3 protein-coding genes are annotated in these 1,325 nt (G+C 44.8%); all 3 read right to left on the reverse strand.

From position 1 onward, the window contains the following. Positions 1 to 205: 205 nt before the first annotated feature. Positions 206 to 505, reverse strand: a complete 300-nt coding sequence (gene yfaE / locus ACTHS3_RS13380) for a class I ribonucleotide reductase maintenance protein YfaE (protein WP_003686421.1) — start codon at positions 503 to 505, stop codon at positions 206 to 208. A 61-nt stretch (positions 506 to 566) separates the two neighbouring features. Beyond that, positions 567 to 944, reverse strand: a complete 378-nt coding sequence (locus ACTHS3_RS13385) for a DUF6979 family protein (protein WP_009427512.1) — start codon at positions 942 to 944, stop codon at positions 567 to 569. 75 nt (positions 945 to 1,019) lie between these two features. After that, positions 1,020 to 1,325, reverse strand: a 306-nt coding sequence (locus ACTHS3_RS13390; RefSeq protein WP_440368177.1) for a ribonucleotide-diphosphate reductase subunit beta, incomplete at its 5' end; no start/stop codon positions are given.

Below are 1,325 nucleotides of genomic sequence, written 5' to 3' on the forward strand. Positions count from 1 at the left end.
CATAGCATCGTCCATATCGGCGGTTGCTTAGGCTTGGTAACTGCACTTGGTGCGTTCTACTTGGCAGCGGCAGAGGTCATCAACGAATCTTTCGGCCGTACTGTTTTGCCGGTTGGCGAACGTAAATAAGGTTGTTTAAACAAAATGCCGTCTGAACGGTGGAAATGAAATCAAAGATTTCGGCCACAATGTTCAGACGGCATTTTTATTTGTCTTCAAATAAATCGACATCAAATAAATCCGGCTCTTTGATGCGCTCCCGACAATCAAGCTTGATGTCTTCAGTAACCCGGCAGCAGCACGGCAAAATTTCTCCGGGCGCGACAAAAGCGAGTGGAAAATTATCATAAGAGACTTTCCCATCCAAGATTTTTACCCGGCATGAACCGCAATAACCGCTGCGACATTGGTATTCAACTTCGTGTCCAGTGCGCTCCAAGCCCTCCAATAAGGTTTCGCCTTGTTGGAGTTGGAAGGTTTTGTCGTGTGTGCTAATGAGTGCCATGTGTGTTTTAGGGCATAGAGGCCGTCTGAACAATGTTTCAGACGGCCTTAAATATATAAATTCAAATAATCAAGCCTTTTTCCCACAAGGCCAAAACGACATGAAGCTGGCTGTTATATTTTTTTTCATTACCCACAATTTCGCGCCAGAAAACGGATTTTTTCTGATTTGCCCATTCGGGATCATTTTTTAAAAGGCTGACCGCTGCAACGGCATATTCTCCGTTTTTGGAATGTTTGGTTTTGACTTTTTCCGGGTTGATTCCTTTAACCAACCCCGCACGACACAATCCCAAAAATGCATTCTTTGGGCATCCTTTTTTTCTAATTGACTCCTTGATGGGAAATGATGCCGCAATCTCTGTCCAAGCTTGTTCCATATCTTCATATTTAGAATATGATTCAGCTGCTTTTACCGCAATGTCGCCATAAATCTTCATTTTTGGTTATACCTTGAGGATTGAAAAGAGATTTTCAGACGGCCGGTTACGCCCAAAGGCCGTCTGAAACGCGGTTTACAGCTCGAAATCGCCCAAATCGTCCGCGCTGACTTCCGAATCAATCTGACCGATTAAGTAAGAAGAAATTTCCACTTCCTGCGGCGCAACCTGTACATTGTCAGAAGACAGCCATGCGTTGATCCAAGGAATCGGATTTTGGGTCGCACCTTCAAATCCGGCAGGAAGGCCAACCGCCTGCATACGCAGATTGGTAATGTATTCAACGTATTGAGCCAGAATTTCCTTGTTCAGGCCAATCATTGAGCCGTCTTTAAACAGATAGGCCGCCCATTCTTTTTCCTGCTCGGCTGCTTTTTTGAA

The sequence above is a fragment of the Neisseria sp. P0009.S007 genome, from assembly GCF_051962515.1.

What these genes read in the sequence shown, in the direction of transcription:
- ACTHS3_RS13385 (WP_009427512.1), bottom strand. Translation starts at nt 944, where the DNA reads ATGAAGATTTATGGCGACATTGCGGTAAAAGCAGCTGAATCATATTCT.
- yfaE (WP_003686421.1), bottom strand. Translation starts at nt 505, where the DNA reads ATGGCACTCATTAGCACACACGACAAAACCTTCCAACTCCAACAAGGC.